The organism is Burkholderia sp. KJ006 (assembly GCF_000262695.1).
Classification (GTDB): domain Bacteria; phylum Pseudomonadota; class Gammaproteobacteria; order Burkholderiales; family Burkholderiaceae; genus Burkholderia; species Burkholderia vietnamiensis.
Window position 1 is genome coordinate 430,347 of the sequence record NC_017921.1, and the last position, 21,544, is coordinate 451,890.

At 67.7% G+C, this 21,544-nt stretch carries 18 protein-coding genes; 7 read left to right on the forward strand and 11 right to left on the reverse strand.

The genetic code is table 11. The features are described from left to right. Positions 1–98 precede the first annotated feature (98 nt). The gene (locus MYA_RS16035; protein ID WP_011881030.1) at positions 99–650 is read left to right on the forward strand and encodes a hypothetical protein; all 552 of its coding nucleotides are present in this window, start codon (positions 99–101) and stop codon (positions 648–650) included. Positions 651–1,365: 715 nt separating this feature from the next. Here MYA_RS16035 and MYA_RS16040 read toward each other — a convergent pair. The 5 genes from MYA_RS16040 to MYA_RS16055 form a co-directional block, all read right to left on the reverse strand. Next, on the reverse strand, positions 1,366–3,723 hold the full coding sequence (locus tag MYA_RS16040) for a GNAT family N-acetyltransferase (protein WP_014724165.1): 2,358 nt from the start codon (positions 3,721–3,723) through the stop codon (positions 1,366–1,368). A gap of 571 nt (positions 3,724–4,294) precedes the next feature. Further along, complete coding sequence (locus MYA_RS16045) at positions 4,295–4,591, reverse strand: H-NS histone family protein (protein ID WP_011881034.1); 297 nt, start codon at positions 4,589–4,591, stop codon at positions 4,295–4,297. Between the two features lie 102 nt (positions 4,592–4,693). After that, positions 4,694–4,978: a hypothetical protein gene (locus MYA_RS32520; protein ID WP_308117566.1), complete on the reverse strand. Its 285-nt coding sequence runs from the start codon at positions 4,976–4,978 to the stop codon at positions 4,694–4,696. 61 nt (positions 4,979–5,039) lie between these two features. After that, complete coding sequence (locus tag MYA_RS16050; protein WP_014724166.1) at positions 5,040–5,576, reverse strand: BON domain-containing protein; 537 nt, start codon at positions 5,574–5,576, stop codon at positions 5,040–5,042. Between the two features lie 66 nt (positions 5,577–5,642). Continuing rightward, on the reverse strand, positions 5,643–7,127 hold the full coding sequence (locus MYA_RS16055; RefSeq protein WP_011881037.1) for a sigma-54 interaction domain-containing protein: 1,485 nt from the start codon (positions 7,125–7,127) through the stop codon (positions 5,643–5,645). 316 nt (positions 7,128–7,443) lie between these two features. On the opposite strand from MYA_RS16055, the gene MYA_RS16060 reads away from it, so the two are divergent. Next, entirely contained in the window at positions 7,444–8,847 is a 1,404-nt protein-coding gene (locus MYA_RS16060; RefSeq protein WP_011881038.1) for a GntP family permease, read from the forward strand. 462 nt (positions 8,848–9,309) lie between these two features. Next, on the forward strand, positions 9,310–9,591 hold the full coding sequence (locus MYA_RS16065; protein ID WP_014724168.1) for a DUF4148 domain-containing protein: 282 nt from the start codon (positions 9,310–9,312) through the stop codon (positions 9,589–9,591). A gap of 66 nt (positions 9,592–9,657) precedes the next feature. Here the strand turns inward: MYA_RS16065 and MYA_RS16070 are convergent, their stop codons facing one another. Beyond that, complete coding sequence (locus MYA_RS16070) at positions 9,658–11,259, reverse strand: thioredoxin family protein (protein ID WP_014724169.1); 1,602 nt, start codon at positions 11,257–11,259, stop codon at positions 9,658–9,660. Positions 11,260–11,286: 27 nt separating this feature from the next. Here MYA_RS16070 and MYA_RS31190 point away from each other — a divergent pair, with 27 nt between their 5' ends. The 4 genes from MYA_RS31190 to MYA_RS16090 all read left to right on the forward strand — a co-directional run bounded on the left by MYA_RS31190 (position 11,287) and on the right by MYA_RS16090 (position 15,955). Continuing rightward, the gene (locus tag MYA_RS31190) at positions 11,287–11,493 is read left to right on the forward strand and encodes a hypothetical protein (RefSeq protein ID WP_014724170.1); all 207 of its coding nucleotides are present in this window, start codon (positions 11,287–11,289) and stop codon (positions 11,491–11,493) included. Between the two features lie 490 nt (positions 11,494–11,983). Next, the gene (locus MYA_RS16080; protein WP_014724171.1) at positions 11,984–14,293 is read left to right on the forward strand and encodes a phosphocholine-specific phospholipase C; all 2,310 of its coding nucleotides are present in this window, start codon (positions 11,984–11,986) and stop codon (positions 14,291–14,293) included. Positions 14,294–14,530: 237 nt separating this feature from the next. Then, positions 14,531–14,800, forward strand: a complete 270-nt coding sequence (locus MYA_RS16085; protein ID WP_011881044.1) for a hypothetical protein — start codon at positions 14,531–14,533, stop codon at positions 14,798–14,800. 162 nt (positions 14,801–14,962) lie between these two features. Further along, positions 14,963–15,955, forward strand: a complete 993-nt coding sequence (locus MYA_RS16090) for a DedA family protein/thiosulfate sulfurtransferase GlpE (RefSeq protein ID WP_011881045.1) — start codon at positions 14,963–14,965, stop codon at positions 15,953–15,955. A 70-nt stretch (positions 15,956–16,025) separates the two neighbouring features. Here the strand turns inward: MYA_RS16090 and MYA_RS16095 are convergent, their stop codons facing one another. From MYA_RS16095 to MYA_RS16115, 5 genes are all read right to left on the reverse strand, one after another. Next, entirely contained in the window at positions 16,026–17,504 is a 1,479-nt protein-coding gene (locus MYA_RS16095) for an OprD family porin (RefSeq protein WP_014724173.1), read from the reverse strand. A gap of 159 nt (positions 17,505–17,663) precedes the next feature. Next, positions 17,664–18,698, reverse strand: a complete 1,035-nt coding sequence (locus tag MYA_RS16100) for an ABC transporter ATP-binding protein (RefSeq protein ID WP_014724174.1) — start codon at positions 18,696–18,698, stop codon at positions 17,664–17,666. After that, on the reverse strand, positions 18,695–19,687 hold the full coding sequence (locus tag MYA_RS16105) for an ABC transporter ATP-binding protein (RefSeq protein ID WP_014724175.1): 993 nt from the start codon (positions 19,685–19,687) through the stop codon (positions 18,695–18,697). Before MYA_RS16105 ends, MYA_RS16100 begins: the two co-directional genes overlap by 4 nt. A gap of 1 nt (position 19,688) precedes the next feature. After that, complete coding sequence (locus tag MYA_RS16110; protein ID WP_011881049.1) at positions 19,689–20,591, reverse strand: ABC transporter permease; 903 nt, start codon at positions 20,589–20,591, stop codon at positions 19,689–19,691. A gap of 13 nt (positions 20,592–20,604) precedes the next feature. Continuing rightward, a complete protein-coding gene (locus tag MYA_RS16115; protein ID WP_014724176.1) occupies positions 20,605–21,543 on the reverse strand; it encodes an ABC transporter permease subunit in 939 nt (312 codons plus the stop codon). Position 21,544 lies beyond the last annotated feature (1 nt).

Genomic DNA, 21,544 nt, shown 5'->3' on the forward strand with positions numbered 1-21,544 from the left:
TCGTTCCCGGACGCGCAAGTACTGCGCGTCCGGCGCTACGCTAGAATAACGGCCCTCTCAAAAACGACGGCGGCCGGCAGTTGCGGCCTCCGTATCCGATGAATGTCATGGCCAAACTTCTGAACGATCAAGAATTCCAGCGTTTCTCCGAACTTCAGCAGAAGCAGGCAAGCTTCACGATCACGCCCGACGAAGCGGACGAACTGCGCGACATCGTCGCGCGCGCGCAGAAGAAGCGCGACGATCGCGCCGCGGCGATGCTGGCGATCGAAAGCTATATCGAGCAGTTCGACATCACGCCCGACGAACTCTTCTCGCCCGAGCAGATCGGCGAGGCCGCGCGCACCTACGGCCTCATCACGGCCACCAAGAAGGAACGGACGCTGCCGCCGTCGATCACGTTCAACGGCAAGCCGTACCAATGGACCAAGACGCTCCCCGACGACGTGCGAGCCGCGCTGTTCGACGCGTTCACGTCCGGCGAGTCGGTCAAGCGCTTCATCGCGATGCCGAAGGACACTGCGCGCTGCGCGCTGACGATTGCTCGCCTCGAGCGCGAAACCGGCGGCGTCTATGCGGACGCCCACCTCGACGAACTCGCGATCACGCGCGACCAGGTGAGCGACGCGGCGACCAAGCTCGCCGTGTAAGGGCAGTCGCCCGCCCGCTGCGTGCAATCGCGGAAGCGCGCAGCGCATTGGCACGCTTCGCGGCGCATGCGACGCACACATCGCACGCGGCCGCATCGGCGCGGCACCGGTACCTGCCGGCGCCGCGTCAGCCCGAGCGCTGGTCGCTCAAGGTCCCGAAAAGACTCACTTCAGCCTCCCGAAAACGCTCACCTCAAGCCACTGGCGGCACCAATCCGGCGGTCCGAACGTCCTCTCCGGCACCTCGCACAGACGCTCTCCATTCACTCCCGAAAAGCCTCACCAGGCCTTCCTGAAAGGGCTCACCGCCAGTTCCCGGGAAGGCTCACCGACAGCTCCCGTATCGACTCACCAAGCGTCTCCCGGAAAAGCTCACGTGAAGGCTCCCGTAAAGCCTCACCTTTGAGTTTTTTCAGGCTGGCGATGCATGCGACATACAGCACGTGCACACCGATACGCCGCGAAATTGACCGGGATACGGCACGCGCCTATAGATTCGGCACACACCATCGTGGAAACGAAAACCCCGCTGCGTTCTGCCTTGTTTTGGAGGCGAGCCGCCGAAACGGCTCCCATGCTCGTTCCGATCGCCACAGCCGAGAACATTCGCCCAGACGAACCGCCGCACCGACGACGCACGCATGGCCGACATCGCACGCGCCGGTGCCAACTGCACGCGATACCCACATACTTTTCGACACTCGACGCCTCGCGACTACGGTTGCAGCTTCATCTTGAATCCGACCACGCCAGGCTCCTCCGTCGGCGACACCGCGAACCCGCACGACTTCGCGAGCGAGATCATCGCCGTGTTCTCGCGCAGCGCCTCGCCCACCATCCACGCGGTGCCGCGCGACCGTGCGTATTCGATGATGCGCATCATCATCAGCCGCCCGAGCCCCTTGCCCTTCTGATCGGGCCGCACCGCGATCGCGAACTCGGCCGTCTCGTTGTCGGGATCGGCAACCGCGCGCGCCACCGCGAGCGTATGCGACCGGCCCGATGCGTCGGTGAGCGCCACGATGAAGGCCATCTCACGGTCGTAGTCGATCTGTGTCATGCGCGCGACCTGCGAATGGTCGAAGCTGCGTACCGCGCCGAAGAAGCGCATCCGCAGATCGTCCGGCGTCATCGCGCCGAGGAGCTCCTTGTGCGCATCCTCGTCTTCAGGACGAATCGGACGGATGGTCACCGTTTCGCCGCGCCATTCGAGCGTCTGCTCAAGGTGACGCGGATACGGCATGATCGCGAGCCTGCTGCGCCCGGCCGCGAGCGTGATGCGCGGCGCAACCACATACGTGCGGTCGGACAGCACGCGCAGCGTGACCGACATCGCGACGACCTCGCGCACGTCGCACACGGCCTGCGACAGCGCCGTCAGCGCGCCCAGCGTGGGCTCGACCGGAGCGCGGCGGGCATACGGCGAACGCTCCATCACCGCGCGCGCAAGCACCGTATTCAGCGGCGGCAACCCGTACACAACGAGCGGCGCCGATACGCCGTCGGCCGGCGGCACCGCATAGCGGAACACCGGGCCGAAATTCGAATCGTCGTACATCTCGATCGTCACGTCGACGACCTTCGCGCCGGCCGACGGCTCGTCCGGCTCGCCATGCAAGCCGAAGCGTGACAGCCAGTGCAGCGCCGCTTCGCCGGCCAGCTCGTGTTCGCCGGCTTCGACCATGCGGCGTGCGTCAGCCTGCGCGGACGCGACACGCTCGGCCGGTTGCAGTGGCGTACCTTCGGGCGTCTGCATCAGCAGTTCACGGCCGAGGTTGTAGTCGACCAGCCGCGCATAGGCGCGCGCGAGCCGCTGCGGCGTCGTGTGCACCGGAATGCCGTTCGCGTGCAGCGCATCGCGCGTCGCCGCATCGACCGCGCCGAAGAAGCACGCGAGGATGCCGCGATGCGCATGCTGCCGCGCTTCGATCAACGTGCGCGCAACGGCCTCGGCCGGCGCGCTGTGAGACGTCGAATGGACGACGAACAGCGTGCCCGTTTGCGAGTAGGGTGCGAGCGCCTTGACGGCCGCGCCGAAATGCTCGGGACGCGCGTCGTCGCCCAGCGTGAGCGGGTTGCCGGGCACCGCAACGTGCGGCAGCGCGGCCGACACCGCCGACGTCACCGCTTCCGGCCAGTTGGCCAGCACGTCGCGCACCTGCGCGACCGCATCGGCCGCGAGTTTCGCGACGCCCGCATCGCTGGTCACGAGGGTTGCCGCGCCGCGCGCGGTGACGCGCCCGACGCCGAGCGTCTCGATCTCGTCGAGCAGATCGTCGAGCGCATCGACGCGGACCATCCCAGCGCGCTGGAAAGCCGCCGTATACAGTGCGTCGCCCGGATCGCCGCGCCCGGTACGCAGCGCGAGCACCGGCTTGTTGCGCGCGGCCGCGCGCGCCGCCGACATGAACTTGCGCGCGGCGCACACGGTATCGAGTTCGAGCAGGATGGCGCGCGTGCCGGGATCGCTGGCGAGGTAGTCGAGCACGTCGCCGGCATCGACGTCGGCCTCGCTGCCGAGCGCGACGACATGCGAGAAGCCGAGCCCGCGCGCGTTGGCCCAACCGAGCACCGCATTGGTCAGCGCGTTCGATTGCGACACCCACGCGACGCCGCCCGAGCGCGCCGTATAGGCCGGTGCGCCGAAATGTGCATGCCGCGCGGGCGACAGCACGCCGAGACTGCCGGGCCCGACGATACGGAGCACGAACGGCTTCGCGGCCTTGAGCGCCCGGTCGAGTGCGGCGCGATCGGCGTCGGTTCGTGCATCGCCGACGATCACCGCCGCACGTGTACCCAGTTCGCCGAGCTTATGCACGATGCCGGCCCACGTGGCGGGCGGCGTGCAGATCACGGCGACCGACGGCGGCGCGGGGAGCCGCTCGACATCGCCGATCACAGTGTGCCCGCCGAGCTCTCGGTACTTCGGATTGACGGGCCACACGGGCCCTTCGAACCCGCCGTCGAGCACGCGCGCCCATACCATCGCGCCGACACTCCCCGCGCGCGACGATGCGCCGACGACCGCAACGGACTTGGGCTGAAACAACGCATCGAGATGGCGAACGGTCACATCGACTCCATACGGTAACGAAAGACGGCCCGGCCGGTGCACGGCCCGAATGGCCACGCGCCGGGCGACGCGAACTCCAAGCATAGGCGAACCGGATGCGGCTGCCTATATGCCGATCGGCCGACTGTGCGATGCGCATCAAGGCCGGCAACATGCGCTTGCACTCGACGCATTCACACATCGCAACGAGCGCAGTGGGCGACACGCGACGGCGCGGCGCATCCGTCAGAGGTGAGGATTTACAGGAGCCATGGTGAGCAGATTCGGGAGCCCTATCGCGAGGCGGCGCAATGCGCGAGCGGTGATGCGTGCGCGCTGCACATCAGCACCGCGAAGATCGCAAATGGCAGTGCGCCTTGCGATGCGAATTACGCGCTCGTTTACCGCAATTCGCCGCCAAATCCGCGGCAATCGCGACGAATGTGCGAAACGCGCTCTTTTAATCGCGGGGAGTTGCCGTTCGATACGCGATGCCGAATCGCGCGTCGGCGGCCCAAAAACAAAACGGTGCGAGGGCCGTGGGGCCGCTCGCACCGTCAGTGACCGCACGAAAGGTGAGGATTTCCGGGAATCAGTCCTTGATCAGGAAACGCGCGCGGTTCTTGCCGAGCCAAGCCGGCGCACGGCCGCGGCCGCTCCACGTTTCGCCCGTCTTCGGATTCAGGTACTTCGGCGGCAACGCGCGCTTCGGCTTCGCGGCGGCACGCTTGCCGGCCGGGAGGAAACCGAGCTCTTCCGGCGTAATGTCGAATTCCTCGATTTTCGCCCGAATGGCGGCAATTGCATCGGCAATCGCCTTTTCGCGTTCCTTGTCGATCTTTTGCTGAAGTCTTTCGAGTTGCGCAGTCAGTTGCCTGTAGGTCGCCATATGGATGGGACTCCGTGAGTGTTATTCATGAAAAATAGCCGACTCCAAGCGAATAGAAAAGCGCTTTACCCGATTACGTCCCATCGTGCGGTCGTATCGGGCTCAATAATCGCCTTTCTTCTTGCATGCGAAGAGAAGATTTCGCACAGCGTCATCGGTCGATTGCTGGAGAACGTCGAATTCCCCGGTGCAGATGGCTCGGGCATTGTCCGTGCAATTGCTCCAGTCGCTGCCGGTGCATTGCACCTGCGTAGTCGGACGTCCGTCCGCCGTAAACAACGGCGCCCCGCCTCCGCACCCGCCGAGCCCCGTAACCAGGACCAACAATCCGGCCTGACGCCAATGCGTTCCAGGCCACCGATAGACCGACGCAAGCATGTGTTTCATTGTTCTTTCCGTCAACCAATTTTTTAATGCCGCGAGTATGCCATGCGTCGTTACCCGGCGTTCAGTCGGGCGTCCGGTCCGGCGCCCGGTCGGGACGGGCGCGCGTCCTGTACGGCAAAGCCCGGTGCGGATCGTCGGTGATGCGAACGAACACCTGCTCGACGTCGGGAAGCGCACCGAGTTCGCGTGCCAGCGCTTGCCGGTCGAAGGCGGCTTCGGCACATCCTTCGACATATATGAAGCGCCGCTGCACGGTGATCCACAGGCTCGTGCCGCGCAGGCGCTCGCTGCCCGAAAAATGCGCTTTCGCCGCCGCGGCAATCGGCTCGTCGTACATATAGGAGTTCGGCTTCGTGCAGCGATGGGCGAGCCAGCAGGTGGTGCCGCGCTCGACGCGATAATGCGCGTCGTCCTCCATCTCGGCGTGTGTCATCCACGGGCCGAGCGGCAGCGGACATTCCGCGTAGTCCTGCGACAGTGCAATGAACGGATCGTTGTACCAGTTGCGCCGCGCGGCCGGTATTTCCGCATCGGACTGCGCGAAGGAAGACGCCATCGCCAAAGCGGCGAGCCATGCTGCGATACGGATTCGCTTCATCGTTGCCTCCTGCCCGGCGCGTCACGGGCGCCGCGCTGCCAGCCCGTTCGCTTCAGGCTTACGTCGTCACCGGTCAATTCCGAGCGCCGTCATCTTCTTGTACAGCGTCGCGCGGCCGATGCCGATGCGTGCAGCGGCTTCGGTTACCTTCCCGTCGCACGCCGCAAGGGCGTCGGTCAGGAACTGGCGCTCCCAGGCGGCCAATGCGTCGGCATACGAAGCCACCGGCGCAGCGTCGGCGCCCGCGGCATCGGTGGTGCTCCGGCCCGCCAGCAGCGCAACCCGCGTGCCCGCCGGCACGCCGTCCGCCGTCATGCGCACCGGACCGAGGAACGACGCGAGCGCGGCCGCATCGATCACCGAACGGTCCGACAGCATCAGTGCGCGCTCGAGCGTGTTGCGCAGCTCGCGCACGTTGCCCGGCCACGGATACGCGCACAGCATCCGCAGCGCGTCGTCGGTCAGTTCGCAATGCGCGGCGCGGCCATGCTGCGCAGCCAGTTCCTCGAGCGTCGCGTAGACGAGCGCCGCGATGTCGGATGCGCGCTCGCGCAGCGGCGGCGCATGAATCGTCAGCACATTGAGGCGGTAATAGAGGTCGGCGCGAAAGCGGCCGGCCTCGACGAGCGCCGGCAGATCGGCGGAGGTCGCGGCGATGATCCGCACATCGGCGCGCACGATCCGGTTCGAGCCGACCGGTTCGAACTCCTTGTCCTGCAACACCCGCAGCAGCTTCCCCTGCAGCGGCAACGGCATGTCGCCGATCTCGTCGAGAAACAGCGTGCCGCGATCGGCCAGCTCGAACTTGCCGACGCGCCCCTTGCGATCGGCGCCCGTATACGCACCGGGCGCCGCGCCGAAGAACTCGGTTTCGAGCAGCGTGTCGGGGATCGCCGCGACGTTCACCGTCACGAGCGGTTGCAACGCACGCGCCGACGCCGCGTGGATCGCATGCGCGAGCAGTTCCTTGCCGGTGCCCGTCTCGCCGAGCAGCAGCACCGGCGAATCGACCTGCGCCGCGCGCCGTGCCTGCCTCTTGGTCTCGAGGCTCGCCGCGCTCGTGCCGACGAAGCTCGCAAACGTGTACTTGGCACGGCGCGCCTGCGCGAGCGAACGCTGCGTCGCGATCAGCTGCTGTTGAAGCTGCGCGTAGCGCGAAAAGATCGGCGTGAGCGTCTTCAGTTGATCGAACAGCGCAAAGCCGATCGCGCCGACCGTCTCGCCCGCCTCGTTCTTCAACGGCAGGCGCGTGACGACGAGCGGCTCGCGGCCGGTCTCCATGATGTCAAGCAGAATCGGCTGGCCAGTCGACACCACCTCGCGCATCAAACTATTCGGAATCACGGCTTCGCAGTCGAGGCCGATCGCCTGCTGCGGATCCGCGAAGCCGAAGCGCGCCGCATACCGCTCGTTCATCCAGACGACGCGCGCGTCGCGATCGACCACCACCGTGCCCGCACTGGAATCCTCGAACGTGCGGAACAGCGACTCGGCGGCGCGGCGCAGCACGTCGCCGAAATTGATGGGCAGGCGGGCCAGGTCGTTCATCATCGTGTCGTCGTCTCCATGTATCGTTGGCCGGCTGTCTCCAAAGCGAGACGCAGTATCTCATTTCGGAGACCTGCCGGAATGCGTTGTCCGGGAAAGCCCTGCCCCGTTTGGCGCGCGTCGGCGGGCAGGACATCGTCTCCGGAGCGAGACGTTTTATGTAGAATCTTCAGACATTGGCCGGCGCGGGCCCGCCGGCCTGCGCCGGGCGCCCGCCCGGCGGCGCACTCCGGCCGATGGCACGAAACCTGCACGACCCCGAGCCGGTCCGCGGCGCGTCCCGCGATCGAAAACAAACCAAAGCCATTAGGAGACTCCCTTGTCTTTCGTGATCGTCCTCGCCGCGCTGGCGTTCCTGATGTTCGCCGCCTATCGCGGCTACAGCGTGATCCTGTTCGCGCCGATCGCCGCGCTCGGCGCGGTCCTGCTGACCGAACCGGCCGCCGTCGCCCCGGTCTTCTCCGGCATATTCATGGAGAAGATGGTCGGCTTCGTCAAACTCTATTTCCCGGTGTTCATGCTCGGCGCCGTATTCGGCAAGGTGATCGAACTGTCCGGGTTCTCCGAGTCGATCGTCCATGCGGCGATCCGCTACATCGGCCGCTCGCGTGCCAATGCGGTGATCGTCGTGGTGTGTGCGCTGCTCACCTATGGCGGCGTGTCGCTGTTCGTCGTGGTGTTCGCCGTCTATCCGTTCGCGGCCGAGCTCTATCGCCAGAGCAACATTCCGAAACGGCTGATGCCCGGCGCGATCGCGCTCGGCGCGTTCTCGTTCACGATGGATTCGCTGCCCGGCACGCCGCAAATCCAGAACATCATCCCGACCACGTTCTTCAAGACGACCGCGTGGGCCGCGCCTGCGCTCGGCACGATCGGCTCGCTGTTCATCATCGTCGTGGGCCTCACGTATCTCGAATGGCGCCGCCGCTCGGCGATGGCGAAGGGCGAAGGCTACGGCACGTCGCTCGTGAACGAGCCGGAACGCGTCGAAGCAACTGCGCTGCCGCATCCGGCGCTGGCGATCCTGCCGCTGATCCTCGTCGGCGTTTCGAACTTCGCGTTCACGAAGCTGATCCCGCAGTGGTATGGCGCCGCGTCGTACACGGTCGCGCCGGACGTGCTGCCCGGCGTGCATGCGCCGGTCACGACGTCGATCAAGACGGTCGTCGCGATCTGGTCGGTCGAGGCCGCATTGCTGCTCGGCATCGTGCTGGTGATCCTGACCGCGTTCAAGCGCGTGAGCGGGCGCTTTGCGGTCGGGTCGAAGGCCGCCGTCGGCGGCGCGCTGCTCGCGGCGATGAACACCGCGTCCGAATACGGCTTCGGCGGCGTGATTGCCGCGCTGCCGGGCTTCCTGGTCGTCAGCGATGCGCTCAAGAGCATCCCGAACCCGCTCGTCAACGCGGCCGTGTCGGTCAGCTCGCTCGCCGGCATCACCGGTTCGGCGTCGGGCGGCATGAGCATCGCGCTCGCCGCGATGTCGGACCTGTTCATCAAGGGCGCACAGGCCGCCAACATTCCGCTGGAAGTGCTGCACCGGGTCGTCGCGATGGCAAGCGGCGGCATGGACACGCTGCCGCACAACGGCGCGGTCATCACGCTGCTGGCCGTCACGGGCCTCACGCACCGCGAATCGTATCGCGACATCTTCGCGGTCACGGTCATCAAGACGCTCGCGGTGTTCTTCGTGATCGCCGTGTACTACACCACGGGCCTCGTGTAAGCGTCAGCATCGGGCGGCGGCGTTCAGACGCGCGCCGCCCGGCTCGTGTCGGCCGTGGCGACGCGGCCGGCAAGCTCGGCGTCGCGCGTGATCGAGCGCTTGATGGCACCGCCGATGTCGTCCGTGCGGACTGCACTGCCCCCCCGCTTTCCTACGTTTCCGCCTTACGTTCCCGCCTTCCGCCGTCTTCGCGGCCATTGCCCAGTGTGCCGGGCACCGCTGTCGTCATCAGCACGACGCAAACGATCATCCCGCCCGTCCCGCATGCCCACCAAGCACACCACCACCCGCTTTCGTCCGAACTAACCCGCCCATTGTTGTCGCCAGCAAAAAACTGCATTGGGAGCAATCGCATTTTTCCCACGAGCAGCGCGGCCTACACTGGGTTCACCCGCTGCCGCCATATCAGACGAAATCGTTTGCAGGCTTGGCAGCCAGCCGCACACATCGAGGTTCACGATCATGAAGCGCCTGTTTCCCGCAATCGTCATCGCGGTAGCCGCATCCGCGCCGCTCGCAGCACAAGCGCAGGCCGAAGTCCAAGCCCAGGCGCAAGCTCAATCGAACCCGCCGCTCACGCGCGCGCAGGTCCGGGCCGAAGTGAAAGCGCTGAAGCAAGCCGGCTTCCAGCCGAGCGACTGGTTCTATCCGGCCAGCATCGTTTCAGCAGAAGCAAAGATCGCGCGCGAGCAGCATGCCGGGTACGGCAGCGACGGCAGCCCGTCGTCGGAAACCAGCCAGTAAGCAATCGCGGCGACGACGCGGCCGGCACGCCCAGCCGCGCGTCATCGCGGCCTCAGGCCCGCAGCCTCAGGCCTTCACCGGCTGAAGCAGTTTCGCGCACGCCGCTGCCTGCGGATCTCCCGCCGGCAGCTTTGCGCACACGCCGTCGAACTGCTTCACGACCGACCGGACCGACGCGTCATGCGCGCCGTCGCTGCGCCAGCGCTTCAGCTGCGTGACGACCTTGGTCAGCGCCCGCAGGTTCGCACCGTAAAACGCATCGCGCGTGCCGGACGCCTGCGCGAGCACGCTCGCGGCGATCCCTTCGATCCGCGCCGAATCGTCCGGCGCCAGCGCGACCGCATTCGCGAAATAGGTCGCGCCCCAGCGCAATTTCGTCGCCGATCCGCTCGCCGCGTCGTACGCCTTTCGATACCAGTCCAGCGCCGCCGCCTTGTCGCCGCGCGCCTTCGCGTTCGCGGCCAGTCCCGACATGAAGTAATACGGCGTCGACGAACGCGGCAGCTCGGCCTTCAGCAGCGCGTCCGATTCGTCGTACAGCCCGGCGTCGGTCAACGTGTCGGCCGCTTCGCTGACGAGCGCCTGCCGCTCGTACGCGTTCGCCGCGCCCTGCACCGACGCCGCGATCTGCTTGCGCGCAGCGGCGAGCAGCGCGGGCGCGGGCGCGTCGAGCCGCGTGCCGTCGCGTGCGTCGCCGCGCGCGAGCAGCACGCGGCCATGCAGCGCCATCAGCCGGTCGATCGACGACAGCGTGGCGTCCGTCGACAGCCGTGCGAGCGCAGCGTCGTAAGCGCCGCGCAGGTTCGCGCGTTGCGCGGGCTCGCCGCCGAGGTACGCGACCACGCGGGCCGGCGCCGCGACGAGTACGTCGGAATCCGCACGTGCGAGCGGCGGATCACGCAGCACGTCGCGCAGCGCATCGGCGAGCGCGGCCTTGTCGAGCGCGCCGGCCTGCGCGGGATCGTCCGACGCCGCGACCACCGCCGCCTTCAGCGCGAAACGCGCGGCGTCCGCCGTCGCGCCGGCCGCGCGCGCACGCTGCGACAGCGTCTGCAGCGTCACGGCCACACGGTCGGGCGGCACCGGCAGCGCACCGTCGGTATCCCACGAATAATCGGCGAGCAGATGCCATTCGGACGGCGTCAGCGCCGCGCCCTCGTTCAGCGCGGTCGCGAGCGTCTGCCGCACCGGATGGGTGGCCGTCATCCCCAGCGACAGCGCCTGCATGTAGCGGTCGAGATCGGCTTCGCCCGGCAGCCGCGTCACCTCGGTGCCGTCGGGCCGAAACAGGATCATCGTCGGATAGCCGTGCACCTTGAAGCGCTCGCCGAGCTTCTGCGCGCTTTCGGTATCGCCGTCGAGATACACCGGCACGAACAACGACGAGCGCGTCTTGAACGCCTGCTGACTGAAGACGGTCGACTTCACCTGGTTGCACGACGGGCACCACACCGCGCCCCAGTACAGCAGCAGCGGCTTGCCGGTGCGCTTCGCGAGCGCGAAGGCCGCGTCGACGTCGCCCTGCTGCCATGCGATGCCGGGCGGCAGATGCGCATCGCCGCTCGGCGCACCCGCGACGGCCACGCGCTGCGGCGTGTCGACGGCAAGCGCTGCGCCGGTCACAACGATCAGGCAGGCGGCGGTCAGGTTCCGGAGTACGGTTTTCATCGAGTCGGCTTCCATGGAAAGAGACGGTTGCGCAAAGCCACGCAGCGAAAACAAGCACGGCGAAACGACCGAACGCATCGGGCGGCGCCGCACGTGCCGGAACCGGCGGCACATATCGCTACGCCGTCGCTTCACGAAGCGCCGCGGACGATCGCATCCATCGTTCATCGCACGACGATGCCCGTCGCGACGGTCGGCAAATTTGTCGACGATACGATTGCCGCGATCGGTTGAAAACCAACGAATCGTTGAATGCATATGACACGCGCGATCGTCAAAGAAGTGTCACCGAGCAGCAGCCACCACCACGCGCAGCACATCGTCGTTCACGACAGTGAAACATCGACCAAAGGCCATCGCATACGTTGCATGCGCAACGACATCGCGTCAAGAAGCCCGCATCGAATCGGAAATTTCTGCCGTCTCGCGACCGCAGGATCGGTAACTTCCTTCCATCGAGACACCGTAACGCACGTCCGCCATCTCGTTGCACCCGCAACTTCCATCACACGGAGCGTCATGTCATTTCCGCATCATGGCGACGTCATCTGCGCTCCCTAGACTGCTCTCCGCACCGCGCATCACGAGCGCGCGGCAAGCGGAATCGCGGCATGGCCCGATGCGCGCCATCGCACCCGCATCGCGACCCGTCCGCGCCCGGACGACGCCCGCGCGCACCCCACCGACGTCACTCTCGCTCCCGCCATCACAGGACCAGAACGCCATGACCTCACGCCGTAAATTCCTTCAGCAGACGGCCACTGCCGGCCTAGCCGGCGCCGCGCTGACCGCGTTTCCGCCGAGCATTCGCCGCGCGCTCGCGATTCCCGCCTTCCATGAATCGGGGACGATCAACGACGTGAAGCACGTCGTGCTGCTGATGATGGAGAACCGCGGGTTCGACGGTTACTTCGGCACGTTCAAGGGCGTGCGCGGTTATGGCGATCGCTTCGCGGTGCCGTCGCCGAACGGCCGCGACGTGTTCCACCAGACCTACACGAAGGCGACGCCCGCAGCGACCATCACGCCGTACCACCTCGATGCGAGCCAGGGCAACGCGCAGCGCGCGGGCGGCACGCCGCACACGTGGGCCGACGCGCAGGCCGCCTGGGATCACGGCCGCATGAACCGTTGGCCCGACGCGAAGACGCCGCTGTCGATGGGCTATTACGATGCGGCCGAAGTGCCGTTCCAGCGCGCGCTCGCCGATGCGTTCACGCTGTGCGACCACTACCACTGCGGGATGCACACCGGCACGATCGCGAACCGGCTGTTCTACTGGAGCGGCACCAACGGCCCGAACGGCGTCAGCCCGGCCGACGGCAGCCGCGTGAAGGTCGCCGCACTGAACAACCAGTTCAACGGCGGCAACGACATCGGCCCGTCGAGCCAGGGGTGGACGTGGACGACCTACGCGGACCGGCTGCAGCACGCCGGCGTGAGCTGGAAGGTCTACCAGAGCCTGATCGACAACTTCGGCTGCAACGAGATGATGAGCTTTCGCCACTGGCGCGCGGCCATCGAGCAGATGCCGGCCGCACGCCGGCCGGCGTACGTTGCGTCGACGGACATCACGCAGCCGGTGACGGCGGCCGGCGCGTTCTACGATCCGACGATCGACGACGCGTTGAGCCCGCTCGCGAAAGGCTTCGGCAACACGATGCCGTACGGCTTTCTCGAAACGCTGCGCGACGACATCCGCACCGGCAAGCTGCCCGAAGTGTCGTGGATCATTCCGCCGTCGGCGTACAGCGAGCATCCGGGGCCGTCGAGCCCCGCGCAGGGCGCGTGGTACGTGCAGGCCGTGCTCGACGCGCTGACCGCGAACCCGGAGGTGTGGAGCAAGACGGTGCTGCTCGTCAACTACGACGAGAACGACGGCTTCTTCGACCACATGCCGTCGCCGGCCGTGCCGTCGCGCAACGCCGACGGCTCGCTCGCCGGCGGCCATACGCTCGCGGCAGCCGACGTCGCGGTCGAATACCACGACTTCGCACCGGCCACCTCGAGCCAGCCCGCGGCCGACGGCCGCCCGTACGGCCCCGGCCCGCGCGTGCCGATGTGGGTCGTGTCGCCGTGGAGTCGCGGCGGCTGGGTCAACTCGCAGGTGTTCGACCATACGTCGACGCTGCTTTTCCTCGAAAAACGCTTCGGCGTGGTCGAGCCGCAGATCAGCGCCTATCGCCGCGCGGTGTGCGGCGACCTGACCAGCGCGTTCAACTTCCGCACGCCGAACGACGAACCGCTGCCGACGCTCGCGGGCCGCACGACGAAAAGCGCCGCCGATGCGCTGAGCGCAGCCCAACAGGCCGCGCCGAAGATCACGCCGCCCGCCACGCCGTCGCTGCCGGCGCAGGCCGTGGGCGTGCGTCCGTCGCGCGCGTTGCCGTACGAACTGCATGCGAGCGCGCACGTCGATGGCGGCAACGGCACCGTCACGCTGAAGTTCGCGAATACCGGCCGGGCGGCGGCGGTGTTCCATGTCTACGACAAGCTGCACCTCGACCGCGTGCCGCGCCGCTACGTCGTCGAGCCGGGCAAGGCGCTGCGCGGCGACTGGGCCGCACGCGCCGACGACGCCGGTAAATATGACCTCTGGGTGCTCGGCCCGAACGGCTATCACCGCCGCTTCACCGGCGATCTCGCGCAGCTTGCCGGCGCACGCGCGCCGCACCCGGAGATCCGGGTCGGCTACGCGGGCGCGAGCGGCAACCTGCATCTGCGGCTGCGCAACGACGGCGGCGACACGGTGCGCTTCACGGTGAAATCGAACCGAGCGTACGGCCCGCTGTCCGGCCACGGCGCCAGCGACGACCACGACCGCGGCGCCGACACGGGCACGACGTGGACCGTCGCGGTACACGGCGGCGCGCAGCACGAACTGCACTGGAAGCTCGACTCGACGGGCCACTGGTACGACTTCGTCGTCACCGCCGACAGCGACCCGAGCTTCGCGCGCCGCGTGGCCGGCCGCGTCGAGACGGGTCGTCACTCGGTCAGCGATCCGGCGATGGGGCTGCCCGAGCGCTTCTGACGACAGCGGTACGCCCGGCCGCGAACACCGGCCGGGCGCACCGTGCGCGGCGGGCCCGGAGCCGGCCGGAACGCCCGCCCCGCGCGGCTCAAACATCAGAGGGATCGGTGGTGCAGCCCTCATTTCACGCCCACGAAAATGCTCCGTGTCGCGGCCCGTTCGCGTTAAACTCCATCAAGCTGCATTCAACAACGACATCTTCGCCAACCACGCACACACGACACGAGGATAGGTTCGATGCGCACTACCGGCTCATCCGGGGCAATGACCCTGCTCACCGAACACGACCCGGCCGACGGCCGCGAATTGCGCTCGCTGCGGCTCGAATCGACTGCCGACGGCAAGAGCGTGCTGCTGATCGAGATCGACGAACGCAAGCCCGGCATTCATCGCGAGGTCCGCTACGAAATCACGCCGGCCGAACTGATCGCGGCGATCCGCTCGCACGGCGCCGAGCTGCCCGGCGAGAATCACGGCGCCGTCTCTCTCGCCCGCACGTCGTCCTGATCTCCACGGTGAGCCGCGTGCCACGCGCCGGCTCACCGCGTCCGTTCCGCCTGTCCGCAGCGCCGTTCGGCGCGCTTCGTCGTTCTCCCGCCGTCGGCTTGAAAATGGCCGATAATCGGCGCATCCGCGCGTCGTCTGCGCGCTCCTTTTCGGGCAGCCGCCATGCTCCGTGACCTCGTCGCCCAGTACGGGCCGCTTCTCGTGTTCGCCAACGTGCTCGCGGCGGCCATCGGTCTGCCGGTGCCGGCGATGCCGACGCTCGTGCTGTTCGGCGCGATGGCCGCCATGCATCCGGCGATGATCGGCTCGCAGGTCGTGACGGTGCTCGCGCTGTCGGTGCTCGGCGCGCTGATCGGCGACACCGTGTGGTACGTCGCCGGTCGCCGCTACGGCGGCGCGACGCTGAAGACAATCTGCCGGCTGTCGCTGTCGCGTGATTCCTGCGTGAGGAAAACCGAACGTTTCTTCGGCCGCTACGGCGTGCGCGTGCTCGCGGTAGCACGCTTCATTCCCGGCCTGTCGCTGGTATCGGTGCCGATGGCCGGCGCGCTCGGCACGCGCTATCGCACGTTCGCCGGCTACGACGCGCTGGGCGCCGCATTGTGGACCATCGTCGCGCTCGGCGCGGGCCTCGTGTTCTACCGCCAGATCGACTGGCTGTTCGCCGGCGCGAGCCGGCTCGGCCGCGCGGTGCTGCTGGTGATCGTCGCACTGCTCGCGCTCTATGCGGCCGTGCGCTGGATGCGCCGCCGCGCGCTGATCCGGCAGCTCGCGAGCGCACGCATCGGCGTCGACGAGCTGGAGCGGCTGCTGCGCGATCCATCCGCGCCGGTGGTGCTCGACGTCCGCTCGGCCGAGCACCGCAAGCTCGATCCGTTCACGATCCCGGGCGCGCAGTTCGCGGACGAACGGCACATCGACGACATCGTCGCCCGCTATCCGCTCACGCAGAAGTTCGTCGTGTACTGCTCGTGCCCGAACGAAGTGACGGCCGCGCTGATGGCGCGGCGTCTGCTCGACGCCGGCTTCACCGATGCGCTGCCGCTGCGCGGCGGCCTCGACGCGTGGCGCGACACGGGCCGCGAACTCGCGTCGCTGCTCGAAGAGACACCGGCCGCGAACGATCCGATCGCCGGATTGCACAAGCCCGCCTGATCGTCCTTCGGCGGCAGGCCGCCCTCTCACAAGAGAAACGGCCGCGACGTTCGCCACGGCCGCCATCCGGTCAGAACGCGTGCAGCGGCAGGTTCACCACGAGGCGATACTCACGGTTCGTCGCGTCCGAGTAATGGGCCGAACCGTTGTGCCACATCGCGATGAACGTGACCTTCGTGTCCTTCAGCTTGCCGCTCTGGAACGTGTACGACGGGATGAAGCCGAACTCGTGGTGACGGCCCTGCACCGGCGCACCGTTGCTCCAGTAGATGCTCGACTTGCTCGGATCGTTCGCGGCGCCTGCGCTGCCGTCCGCGCCCCAGCCCGTCACGCCCCAGATCATCGCCTTGAAGCCCGGCAGCCCCGCTTCCTTGCCGTAGAACGTGTAGCGCAGCTGCAGCGACTTTTCGTGCGGCGCGTTGTAGTCGACGTCCATCGAGTTGGTCAGGAAGATGCCGTTGGTTTCGTTCAGGTAGTCGAAGAACTGGTCGCCGAGGATCTGCTGATAGCCGAGCAGCAGCTCGTGCGGCCCGTGCTGCGCCGCGAGCGACAGGCTGTACGCGTTGTTGTCGATCTTGCCCTGCAGCGCGTCGCCGGTGTCGTGCGTCGAATAGACGTTGCCGAAGCCCGTCCACTTGATGGTGTCCGCGCTGCCGATGCTGTGCTTCACCGATGCGTAGTACTGATGCCACACGTCGTCGGCCTGGTTCGCGTACAGCGCGACTTCGCCATTCGGCGAGTAGTCCCAAGTACCGCCGACGTAAGTCAGGCGGTTCACGCGCGTGCCGCCGTATTGGGTCGTCAGGTTCGTGAGCGTGGTGTGACCGCGCGCGTCGTTCTTCGTGAAGCTGCCGGCCTCGAGCATCACGTTCTTGAATTCGTTGCTGACGATCGTCGCGCCGAGGAAGGTCGGCGGCAGCGCGCGGTTGTCGTGCTGCTCCATGAACGGGTTGTCGACGGCCTGCAGACCGTACTTGATCACCGTGTTCGAGATGCGCGCCTTCACGTCGTAGATGCCCGGATAGGCCCATGCGAGCTGATTGCCGCCGCCGCCGCCCTTCGCGATGTGCACCATGCTGCCGGCGCCCGCGCCGCCGTCGAGCTTCAGCGCCGCATATACCGATGCGTCCACGCCGAAGCCGATCAGGCCCGTCGTGTAGCCCGACTCGAAGTTCGCCATCACGCCCTGGACCCACGCGTGGCGGTGCGGGCCGCCCTTGCTGTCGAGCACGTCCGAGTAGTTGCGGAACAGGAAGTTCAGATGGCTGTCGGCGATGAAACCGTTCGATTTCGACTGGGCAGACGGTTCGTCGGGCGGCGTGACGGCCTGGGTCGCCTCGGCGTTGACAATGGCGTTCGGCGTCGTTGCCTGCGCAACCGACGCGCCGGCGCCGGCCCCGGCGCTCGGCGTGGCCTGGGCGACGGTCAGCGGCGCAGGCGCCGCGTCGTCGGCGCGCGCGACACCGCCCAGCGTGACGCCGGCGAGCGCGGGCAAGCCCCATGCAAGCAGCATCTTCGATGCCGTCCCGATCTTCTTTTGCTTGTTCATCGTCATTCTCGTCTTGTGTTGAAGTCGTCCATGCCGGTTGCGGTCCGCTTCCGGCCCCCCGGCGTGCCCGGCTACGGACGCGCCTGTACCCGCCGCACGAAGATCGTTCGCGCCGCCCTTACCCCTGTTGACCTGCATCGTTGTGTTTGCTGCGTCACATCACGCCGCCGCGACGCCCGCCCGGATGCACGCGACGCGCGCCGCCGAGCCGGGCCGGACTTCCGGCTGCGGCACGTCCTGCGCGCATGCGTCGATCGCGACCGGACAGCGCGTACGAAACGCGCAACCGGACGGCGGATTCAGCGGCGACGGCATCTCGCCCGCCAGCAGCATCGGACGGCGAGCACGCTCGCGCGCCGGCTCCGGCGTCGGCGCCGCGTCCAGCAGCGCCTTCGTGTACGGGTGCTGCGGCACGCCGTACACGTCGTGCCGCGTGCCGAACTCCATCACACGGCCGAGATACATCACGAGCACGCGCCGGCTGATGGCCTTCACCACCGCCAGGTCGTGCGCGACGAACAGATACGACAGCGACAGATCGCGCTGCAGATCGCGCAGCAAGTTCACGATCTGCGCCTGGATCGACACGTCGAGCGCCGACACGGGCTCGTCGCAGATCACGAGCTTCGGCTCGCCGATCAGCGCGCGCGCGATGCCGATGCGCTGGCACTGTCCGCCGGAGAATTCGTGCGGATAGCGCAGCAGGTGATGCGCGTTCAGACCGACGCGCTCGAGCATCGTGATCACGCGCCGGCGCACTTCCGCGCGCCCGAGGCCCGCGTGGTGCGTGACGAGCGGCTCCGCGACGATCTGCTCGATCGTCATGCGCGGATCGAGCGACGCGAGCGGATCCTGGAAGATCATCTGCACTTCGCGGCGCATCGCGGTGCCGCGCAGGTGATCGGGCGCGACGGCCTGGCCGCGCCAGCGCACGGTGCCGGCCGTCATCGGCACGAGGCCGACCAGCGCGCGCGCGAGCGTCGACTTCCCGCAGCCCGACTCGCCGACGAGCCCGACCGTCTCGCCGCGCTTCACGTCGAACGACACGCCGTCGACCGCGCGCAGCGTGCCCTTCGGCGACCACGGATAGCCGCCCAGCGGCACGCGGAAATGCACCTTCAGATCGTCGACGGACAGCAGCGTGTCGCTCGTCGTCTCCGTTGCCCCGGCATGGCGGCTTTCAGCGGCGCTCATCGCAGACCTCCCGTCAGATCGGCCAGCGGCCGGTGGCACGCGCGCAGCGCACCCGCCGCGCCGTAGGTTTCGAGCGCGGGGCGCGCGGTGGCGCAGCGCTCCTGCGCGTACGTGCAGCGTTGCGCGAAGGCGCAGCCGGCCGGCGCGGTGCCGGGCATCGGCGGATTGCCGGGGATCGCGACGAGCGGCGCGTCGACGGCGTCGGTCAGCCGCGGCAGCGCGTTCAGCAGGCCGATCGTGTACGGATGCGACGGCGCCGCGAAGATCGCATCGGCCGGCGCGTATTCGACGGTGCGGCCCGCATACATCACCATCACGTCGTCCGCGAGGCCGGCGACCACGCCCATGTCGTGCGTGATCAGCACGATCGCCGTGCCGCGCTCGCGGTTCAGCTCGCGCAGCAGGTCGATGATCTGCGCCTGCACGGTCACGTCGAGCGCGGTGGTCGGCTCGTCGGCGATCAGGATCTCCGGCTCGGACAGCAGCGCCATCGCGATCATCACGCGCTGACGCATGCCGCCGGAGAACTCGTGCGGATACATGCGGATGCGGCGCGCGGCGTCCGGAATCCGCACCGCTTCGAGCGCGTCGATCGCGCGTCGCGTCGCGTCCTTGCGCGACAGCTTGCGATGCAGCTGCAGCGTCTCGGTCATCTGCCGCTCGATCGTCAGGAACGGGTTCAGCGACGTCATCGGATCCTGGAAGATCATCGCGATGCGGTCGCCGCGCACCGCGTTCAGCGCGCGCGTGTCCATCGCGAGCAGATCGTCGCCGCGGTAACGCGCGGCGCCCGTCGTCGTGCCGTTGGCGGCCAGCAACCCGAGCAGCGCCATCACGGTCTGGCTCTTGCCCGAGCCCGATTCGCCGACGATGCCGAGCGTCTTGCCGGCTTCCAGCGAGAACGACACGCCGTTCACGGCGTCGATCGGCGCGGCATCCTTGCGCGAGAAGCGCACGCCGAGGTTTTCCACTTCAAGCAACACTGACATCTCAGCGATCCTTCGGGTCGAGCGCGTCACGCAGGCCGTCGCCAACGAAGTTCACGCAGTAGAGCGTCACGCACAGCATGACGGCCGGGGCCAGCAGCAGCCACGGCATCGATTCCAGTTTCTGCGCGCCGTCCTGGATCAGCACGCCCCAGCTCGTCATCGGCTCCTGGACGCCGAGCCCGAGGAACGACAGCACCGATTCGGTCAGCACGATGCTCGGCACCGACACCGTCGCGTACACGACCACCACGCCGAGCAGGTTAGGCACGATGTGACGCCGCACGATCGAGGTCGGCGACACGCCGATCGCGCGCGCCGCATCGACGAACTCGCGATTGCGCAGCGACAGCGTCTGGCCGCGCACGACGCGCGCCATGTCGATCCACGAGAACGCGCTGATGGTCAGCACGACGAGCAGGAACGAACGGCCGAACAGCGTCATCATCAGGATCGCGATCAGCAGGTACGGGATCGCATACATCATGTCGACCACGCGCATCATCGCGGAGTCGACCCGGCCGCCCGCGAAGCCGGCCGTCGCGCCCCACGCGACGCCGAACAGGCCGGACACCAGCGTGCCGAGCAGGCCGACCTCGATCGACACGCGGCCGCCGATCAGCGTGCGCACGAGCAGGTCGCGGCCGAGCTCGTCGGTGCCGAACCAGTGCTGGTTCGCCCAGGTCGGCGGCAGGCTGATCGAGCTCCAGTCGCTCGCGGCCGGATCGGCCGCGAGCAGCCACGGGCCGACGAAACAGGCGAGCGTGACGAGCGCGAGCAGCACCAGGCTGAACACCGCCGCGCGGTTGTGGAGGAAGCGCGCGAACGCGAGCGCCAGCGGCGAGCGCGAACGCGGCGGCGAGTCGGTCTGCACGGGCAGGCCGACGGCGGGAGTGGTGGGAGTCATCGCAGTGCCTCGCTCAATAACGGATGCGCGGATCGAGCCACGCGTACGCGAGGTCGACCAGCAGGTTGAACAGCACGGCGAAGACGGTCGTCAGCACGACGAGGCCGAGCACCAGCGTGTAGTCGCGGTTGATCGCGCCGTTCACGACGAGTTGCCCGAGGCCCGGCAGCGAGAACACCGATTCGGTGACGACGGCCGCCGTGATCGACGTGATGCACACGGTGCCGAACAGCGACACGACCGGCATCAGCGCGGGCTTGAGCGCATGGCGCAGCACGATCGTCGAGCCGGGCAGGCCCTTCGCGCGCGCGGTGCGGATGTAGTTGCTCGACAGCGTCTCGATCATCGAGCCGCGCATCACGCGGGCGAGCAGCGACACGTTGATGAAGGTCAGCAGCACGATCGGCAGCAGCCGGTACTGCCAGCCGCCGTCGCCCCAGCCGCCGGCCGGCAGCCAGCCGTTGCCGGCCGACGTCTTCAGCAGGATCGCGAAGATCCACACCAGCACCGGGCCGAGCACGAACGGCGGCACGACGTTGCCGAAGTTGCCGAGCAGCATCACGAAGCGGTCGATCACGCTGTCGCGGCGCACGGCCGCGACGGTGCCGAGCAGCACGCCGATCACGATCGAGATCGGGATCGACACGCCGCCTACGCCGAGACTCACGGGCAGCGCCTTCTTCACGAGATCGTTCACCGACCAGTCGACGTAACGGAACGACGGGCCGAGATCGCCGTGCAGCAGCGAGTCGAGATACAGCAGGTACTGCTTCCACAGCGGCGCGTCGAGGTGGTACTTCGCGTTCAGGTTCGCGAGCGTCGCCGCGGACAGCTGCTTCTCCGTATCGAACGGGCCGCCGGGCGTGAAGTGCAACAGCAGGTAGCAGACGGTGATGACGGCGAGGATCGTCGGCACCGCCCACAACGTGCGTCTCAGTGCATAGGCCAGCATG